A 6,309-nucleotide genomic window follows, 5' to 3' on the forward strand; every position below is an offset into this window, starting at 1 on the left:
CAACTGCCCGTTCTTCATAGCAGAAACAGACACGCGGCGTAAAATTTATCAGATGCCGATCTTCGCCGCCGGACCTCGCGGCGATTGCACAAATACGTGAAGAGACCTGTGCCTGGAGAGGGGCGGAGCCCGCCCTGACCTGCCCGATGGCGCATCCGGCATGGCCAACTCGACTGTCCGCGCGGATTGTCTTGTTGAGCCGGAAAAGAGAATTGCTTCCAGATGGGAAGATGATGGTCTAAAAGCGTCTCCTCCCGCCGACTGAAAGGCTGACCATGGCACTGAGAGCCGACGACCTGATCGACCGCCGCCGCTTGCGGCGCAAGCTGACATTCTGGCGGATTGCCGCCATCGGCATCGTGGCACTTGGGGTGATTGCACTTTCAACCTGGTTCTATGGCGACGATTTCACCGGCTCGGCCGTCGACCATATCGCCAAGGTCAAGATCGAAGGCACCATCACCGAGGACGAGGAACTCATCAAGCGGCTGGAAACCATCCGCCAGTCGTCGAAGGTGAAAGGCGTGATCTTGTCGATCGATTCGCCTGGCGGCACCACGGTCGGCGGTGAATCGGTCTATGAGGAGGTGCGCAAGCTGGCCGCCGACAAGCCGGTGGTCGCGGAAGTCGGCACGCTTGCCGCATCGGCGGGCTACATGATCGCCAGCGCCGCCGATCACATCGTTGCCCGCAAGACCTCGATCGTCGGCTCGATCGGCGTGCTGATCCAGTATCCTGATGTCAGCGGCCTGATGGACAAGCTCGGCGTCAAGCTTGAGGAAGTGAAATCCTCGCCGCTGAAAGCCTCGCCATCTCCCTTCAAGCCGACCAATGACGACGAGCGCGCCATGGTCCGCAAGCTCATCCTCGACAGCTACGACTGGTTCGTCGGCATCGTCGCCGAGCGCCGCAAGATGACCCGCGAGCAAGCGCTGGCGCTCGCCGATGGCTCGATCTTCACCGGCCGCCAGGGCGTCGCCAACGGGCTGATCGATGCTGTCGGCGGCGAGACCGAGGCGGTCGGCTGGCTGGCGACCAAGGGCGTCGATGCCAAACTGAAGGTCGTCGAGTGGAAGGATACGCAACGGCGCGGCGGCTTTTTGTTCTCGAAAGCGATGGCGCAAACCATCGGCAGCGCGCTCGGCCTGCCCGCCTACAGCGGCGATGTCATTCATGAACTCGGCGCCGACCGCTTGTTTCTTGACGGTCTCGTTTCCGTCTGGCACCCTTGAGATGCCGTTTGGGGCAAGTGAAAAAGCAAATAAAATCATCCTCATAATTTTGACCGTACTGCTTTCACGGGGACCCGTCTGATGATCAAGTCCGAACTTGTGCAGATTATTGCCACGCGCAATCCGCATCTTTTCCTGCGCGACGTCGAAAACATCGTCGGCGCGATCTTCGATGAGATCACCGACGCTCTTGCCGAAGGCAATCGCGTCGAGCTGCGCGGCTTCGGTGCATTTTCGGTGAAAAACCGTCCCGCCCGCACCGGCCGCAATCCACGCACCGGCGAGTCCGTCGAGGTCGAGGAGAAATGGGTGCCGTTCTTCAAGACCGGCAAGGAGCTGCGCGAAAGGCTGAACGGCGGCAAGTAGGCGCCGCGTCAGCGCCAGACAGCCTTTCCGACGGAAAACATCATGTTCAATCGCTTCATGCTCATCGTGGTCTTCGTGCCCCTGGCGATCATCCTGATCGCGCTCGCCGTCGCCAATCGCGAACTGGTCGCCTTCACGCTGGACCCGTTCAACCCCGGCAATCCAAAGCTGACGCTGACCTTGCCGCTGTTCATCTTCCTGTTTTTGGCGCTCGCCATCGGCATGGTCGTTGGCAGCCTGGCAACCTGGGTCAAGCAGGGCCGCTACCGCAAGCTGGCGCGCCAGCGTGGCGTCGAAGCCGAGAACCTGCGCCAGGCGGTCAGCCGCGCGCCGGCGGCACCACAGGGATCTGCCCAAGGATCGGCCCAAGGATCGGCATTGCCAAAGCCGACCACTTGAACCGCCGGTCGGCAGCTTTCTTTCCGCGGAGTTTTCCATGCTGACCATTTCGGCCGCCGAGGTCGATCATGCACTGACCTTTTCCGGACTGGTGGACACGCTGCGCGCCGCGTTTCGTGACGGTGCGGTGCAGCCGGTCAGACATCATCACTCGGTCGAACGGCCCGACGGCGCCGCCTCGACACTGCTTTTGATGCCGGCATGGACCGACTTCAACGCTGCCGGCACATCGGCCAGTGGTCACATCGGCGTCAAGATCGTCACCGTCTCGCCTGACAACAACACCATCGGCAAGCCTGCGGTGATGGGGCTCTATCTGCTGCTCAATGGCGCCACCGGCGAACCCGAAGCCTTGATCGACGGCCAACGGTTGACGCAGTGGCGCACCGCCTGCGCCTCGGCGCTGGCCGCTTCCTATCTCGCCCGCGAGGACGCCTCGCGGCTGCTCGTGGTCGGCGCCGGCGCGCTGTCGCCCTTCCTCGCCAAGGCGCATTGCGCCGTGCGGCCGATCAAGACCATCCGCATCTGGAACCGCACCCCTGCCAATGCCGAGAAGGTCGCAGCCGACCTGCGCGCCGAAGGCTTCACGGCCAGCGCGGCAAGCGATCTCGATGCCGAACTTGGGCAGGCCGACATCGTCTCCTCGGCGACGATCACCACGACACCGCTGATCAAGGGCGCATTGTTGCAGCCGGGAAGCCATGTCGACCTGGTCGGCGGCTTTACCCCGACGATGCGCGAAAGCGATGATGACGCGATCGCGCTTGCCCGCGTCTATGTCGACACCCGCGCCGGCGCCACCAAGGAGGCTGGCGACATCGTCCAGCCTCTGGCCTCCGGCGTGCTGAAGCCGGACGCCATTGTCGCCGACCTGCACGAATTGACGCGCGGTCAGAAGAAGGGTCGCGAGAGCGCCAGTGAGATCACGCTGTTCAAGTCGGTTGGCGCAGCCCTCGAGGACCTTGCCGCCGGCATTGCCGTCTACAAGGCGCTCGTGGCTTAGTTCACCGCCGCAGCCGTTTGGCGCCCATCGCCTCTGCGATCAGCGAAAAATCATGCGCGCTGATTTCGAAAAGGCCGAAGCGCAGTTGATAACCCCAGTTGGACTTGCCGGCGCTGAAGTCCAGTCTGTCGAGCAACGGCTTGATCGATGTTTCCTCTGCCTCTGCCCAGGCGACATCGCGGCGGAACGGCGTGAAGCCGGCGCCCATATCGCCCTGATAGGGCTCGCCTTCCCGCACCGTGCCGATTGCCGTGAACGCTTGCAGGCCGTCTTTTTCGCCGAGAATGGTGGTTGGCGAATAATAGGCGATGCCGTCACCAGGCTTGACGCGGCGCAGGGGTGCTGCCTTGCCGTGATTGACCTGCATGAAGCCGCCCTGGCGCCCGTGCCGGACATGTTCGGCCGACGCCACCGCAATCCAATGCGCACTCATTTCTGTCCCCCATTGGCTTGTTCCCCATCGGAGGGCCAGTAAACGCGCAGGCGATGATTGTCGGGATCGAGCGCGACGAAGGTGCGGCCGAAATCCATGTCGGTCGGCGTCTGCAGGATCTTCAGCCCTCGTCCGGCCCAGTCGGCATGGGCGGCATCTACTGCGTCCGGCGTATCCAGCGCAAAGACGATTTCGGCGCCGCCGCCTGCCGCGGCTGCGGCCGGCTCCACCGTATGACGCGACCAGAGGCCGAGCTTGAAGCCCGCGTCGAGCACGAACAGCACGAAGGTCGGCGAACTTTCGACGGGCTCGCGACCGAGCAGCGCGCTATAGAAGGTGCCGCTCCGCTGCGGCTGATCGACATAGAGGATGACGAAATTCGGGGCGATCATGTCTGCTCTCCAAGGTTCAGTGTTTCAACTTGGCGACCATAGAATGAGCTACTGTCAGATTCTGGCAGCAGTCGTCACGAGCCACGCGGTCACGAACTGCGCGGCTTGTCGAGCGTTGCCCGCCATGCCTTGAGCAGTGCCTGGCGACGGCGCGGATAGCGCGTGTCGGTGGCGTTGAGGCCGGATATCCGATCGGTGCGAAAATGCCGGAAATCCTGGCGCATCTCGCACCACGCCACCACGACCCGCACCTTGTCGAAGAACCCCAGCGCAAACGGCCAGACCACCCGTTCGGAGGCCGCGCCGCCTGCGTCGCGGTACAAAAAGCCGAGCTTGCGCTCGTTGCGGATCGCCTGCCGCACCAGGCCGAGGTCGATGCCCTCGATGACTGCTGCGGGAGGCCCGACCAGCAGCGTGCTCGCATCGAGATCCTCGCGCAAATCATCCGGCAGCACGGCGGCGATTTTGGCCAGCGCGTTGGCGGCGGCCGCCGACAGACGCTGGTCCGGCTGCTTGGCGACCCAGCGCGAGCCGAGCACGATGGCTTCGATCTCCTCGTCGCTGAACATCAGCGGCGGCAGCATGAAGCCGGGCTTGAGCACATAGCCCAGTCCCGCCTCACCCTCGATCGGTGCGCCCTGGCCCTGCAGCGTGGCGATGTCGCGGTAGAGCGTGCGGATCGAAATCCCGAGTTCATCGGCCAACGCCTGCCCGCTCACCGGCCGGCGGTGCCGGCGCAACGTCTGGATCAGGTCGAGCAAGCGTTCAGAGCGGGACATGATTCTCCGGCCTTTGTTGTCTCCACGATAATGCATCTCGTTCGGACGTGTGCAGTGGTCCAAGCCGCGACATCAGAGATGGAATACCTTGACTTCGTTGCCGCGTTCCAAGGCCTTGTTGGCGACGAACATCTGCGTCTTCGACATGTCGACTTCACGGTCGGCAAGGACGCGCAACATCGCCTCCAGCCGCCTCAGTGCGATCGCCTTGTTGCGGTGTTGCGATCGCTCGTTGCGTGCCGTGACGACAATGCCTGTCGGCAGGTGAACGGCACGCACCGCACTGTCGGTGGTGTTCTGATGCTGTCCGCCAGGACCACCAGCCCGCAAGGTTTCGAACCGGACATCGGACAGTGCGACCGACACGGCGGCGGCCACCGCCAAATCCACGGTCTGCACGCCGACGAACCAGTTCTGCCGTTTGTGGCCCCGCCGCACCGGGCTCTTGAAGACGAACTTGACGGTGCCGCAATATTCCTCGGCAAGTGCCTCGGCGTTGCGCCCCTCAAGGCTGAGTATGGCGGATTTGGCGCCATGCCGGTCCGGTTCGTGACCAAGCGTAACTTCGATCGCATAGCCAAGCCTGCCGGCTTCGCTCTTGATTATGTCGACCAGAGCCATCAGGGCGATGCGGCATTCCACCGGCCCGCTGCCCGATGTGAGAAGCATGTCAATCGCGGCCATGATCCGCCCTCCTCGATGCGCGTTCACGCGATGGCTTCTTGCGCGTCCGGTCGAGCGGGCCGTCTATCGCCTTCTTGTAAGTCACCAGCGGTTTCATCGCCGCCAGCGTCACGACCAAGCCGGCATCGGCGAGATCTTGCACCACTTGCCCAGCGTCCTTGTAGGCCGAAGCCGCTTCCTCGATGACCAGGTTACGGTCATCGCAGATCAGCTGCCCTCCCCACACGTTCCTCAGCAAGGCGTCGCGCTCCGACCTGTTGCGCCTCGTGCGGCCATGCATGGTGGCGCGGTCGTATTTGCGCCCGGCGCCATGCGAAATGCCGCCCAGCGATGGACCCGTTCCGTCGAGCGCCCGCACGACATAGCTCAGGTTGGCACGCGAACCCGCGATCGGCGCGATATCTCCCATCCGCACCGCGGCCGACCCCTTGTGATGGACGAAACCATCGGCCCGGTCGCGGACTAGATTGTGCGGTACATCAGCCACCACCCGAACTTCGCTGCGCAAGGCGCTTGCCGCACGCTCGGCGATCAGCCTGCGGTTGAGCGATGCCCAGGTGACGCAGAGATCATGCTGGCGGCGCCAGTTCCTTCCCTCGGCGGACTGCGGATCAAGCCCGGCGATGAACGCGGATTGAAGGTCGAGCATCTGCCCGAACACAAAGGCACCAAGCCCACGCGAGCCGGAATGCACCAGTAGATAAAGCTTCTGGCGGTCGAACAGGTTTTCACCAGCCGCATCGATCGCCTGGTCGACCGCCTGCAGCTCGCAGAAATGATTGCCGCCGCCGATCGTGCCCAAGGCATCGGGGTAGAGATCCAGCGGCAGGTCCGCGCCAGCGAGCGCCGCATGCGGGTCGATATCCTCCGCTTCGATCTGGCGCAGGCATTCGACGGCCTTGTCGATCCTGAGTTTGCGCAGCGGCAGATCGAGCTCGAACAGCGACATGCCGCAGCCAATGTCATTGCCGATCAGCTGCGGATGCAGCCGTTCCGACAACACCGCAATCCCGGTCGGCCC

Annotated in this window: 9 protein-coding genes; 4 read left to right on the forward strand and 5 right to left on the reverse strand. The window is 63.4% G+C overall.

The window, feature by feature from the left end:
- Positions 1–275: 275 nt before the first annotated feature.
- From sppA to lhpI, 4 genes are all read left to right on the forward strand, one after another.
- A complete protein-coding gene (gene sppA / locus ACXJ7R_RS22135) occupies positions 276–1,232 on the forward strand; it encodes a signal peptide peptidase SppA (RefSeq protein ID WP_457153717.1) in 957 nt (318 codons plus the stop codon).
- Positions 1,233–1,313: 81 nt separating this feature from the next.
- Positions 1,314–1,598, forward strand: coding sequence for an integration host factor subunit beta (locus ACXJ7R_RS22140; RefSeq protein WP_006200394.1), 285 nt, complete (start codon positions 1,314–1,316; stop codon positions 1,596–1,598).
- A 42-nt stretch (positions 1,599–1,640) separates the two neighbouring features.
- Positions 1,641–1,997: a DUF1049 domain-containing protein gene (locus ACXJ7R_RS22145; RefSeq protein WP_457153718.1), complete on the forward strand. Its 357-nt coding sequence runs from the start codon at positions 1,641–1,643 to the stop codon at positions 1,995–1,997.
- 37 nt (positions 1,998–2,034) lie between these two features.
- Positions 2,035–3,000, forward strand: a complete 966-nt coding sequence (gene lhpI, locus ACXJ7R_RS22150) for a bifunctional Delta(1)-pyrroline-2-carboxylate/Delta(1)-piperideine-2-carboxylate reductase (protein ID WP_457153719.1) — start codon at positions 2,035–2,037, stop codon at positions 2,998–3,000.
- Between the two features lies 1 nt (position 3,001).
- On the opposite strand, the gene ACXJ7R_RS22155 is transcribed toward lhpI, so the two are convergent.
- The 5 genes from ACXJ7R_RS22155 to ACXJ7R_RS22175 all read right to left on the reverse strand — a co-directional run.
- Complete coding sequence (locus tag ACXJ7R_RS22155; RefSeq protein WP_457153720.1) at positions 3,002–3,433, reverse strand: EVE domain-containing protein; 432 nt, start codon at positions 3,431–3,433, stop codon at positions 3,002–3,004.
- Positions 3,430–3,825 (reverse strand): VOC family protein, encoded by a 396-nt coding sequence (locus ACXJ7R_RS22160; protein WP_457153721.1) that lies wholly within the window; start codon positions 3,823–3,825, stop codon positions 3,430–3,432. The genes ACXJ7R_RS22155 and ACXJ7R_RS22160 overlap by 4 nt, the downstream gene beginning before the upstream one ends.
- 89 nt (positions 3,826–3,914) lie before the next feature.
- Positions 3,915–4,604 carry a helix-turn-helix transcriptional regulator gene (locus ACXJ7R_RS22165; protein ID WP_457153722.1) on the reverse strand — a complete coding sequence of 230 codons (690 nt, stop codon included), beginning with the start codon at positions 4,602–4,604 and terminating at the stop codon, positions 3,915–3,917.
- Between the two features lie 72 nt (positions 4,605–4,676).
- Positions 4,677–5,288 (reverse strand): peptide chain release factor H, encoded by a 612-nt coding sequence (gene prfH, locus ACXJ7R_RS22170; RefSeq protein WP_457153723.1) that lies wholly within the window; start codon positions 5,286–5,288, stop codon positions 4,677–4,679.
- Positions 5,275–6,309, reverse strand: a 1,035-nt coding sequence (locus tag ACXJ7R_RS22175; protein WP_457153724.1) for an RtcB family protein, incomplete at its 5' end; no start/stop codon positions are given. The genes prfH and ACXJ7R_RS22175, both read right to left, overlap by 14 nt.

The organism is Mesorhizobium sp. P5_C1, from assembly GCF_054049815.1.

What these genes read in the sequence shown, in the direction of transcription:
- sppA (WP_457153717.1), top strand. Translation starts at nt 276, where the DNA reads ATGGCACTGAGAGCCGACGACCTGATCGACCGCCGCCGCTTGCGGCGC.
- ACXJ7R_RS22140 (WP_006200394.1), top strand. Translation starts at nt 1,314, where the DNA reads ATGATCAAGTCCGAACTTGTGCAGATTATTGCCACGCGCAATCCGCAT.
- ACXJ7R_RS22145 (WP_457153718.1), top strand. Translation starts at nt 1,641, where the DNA reads ATGTTCAATCGCTTCATGCTCATCGTGGTCTTCGTGCCCCTGGCGATC.
- lhpI (WP_457153719.1), top strand. Translation starts at nt 2,035, where the DNA reads ATGCTGACCATTTCGGCCGCCGAGGTCGATCATGCACTGACCTTTTCC.
- ACXJ7R_RS22155 (WP_457153720.1), bottom strand. Translation starts at nt 3,433, where the DNA reads ATGAGTGCGCATTGGATTGCGGTGGCGTCGGCCGAACATGTCCGGCAC.
- ACXJ7R_RS22160 (WP_457153721.1), bottom strand. Translation starts at nt 3,825, where the DNA reads ATGATCGCCCCGAATTTCGTCATCCTCTATGTCGATCAGCCGCAGCGG.
- ACXJ7R_RS22165 (WP_457153722.1), bottom strand. Translation starts at nt 4,604, where the DNA reads ATGTCCCGCTCTGAACGCTTGCTCGACCTGATCCAGACGTTGCGCCGG.
- prfH (WP_457153723.1), bottom strand. Translation starts at nt 5,288, where the DNA reads ATGGCCGCGATTGACATGCTTCTCACATCGGGCAGCGGGCCGGTGGAA.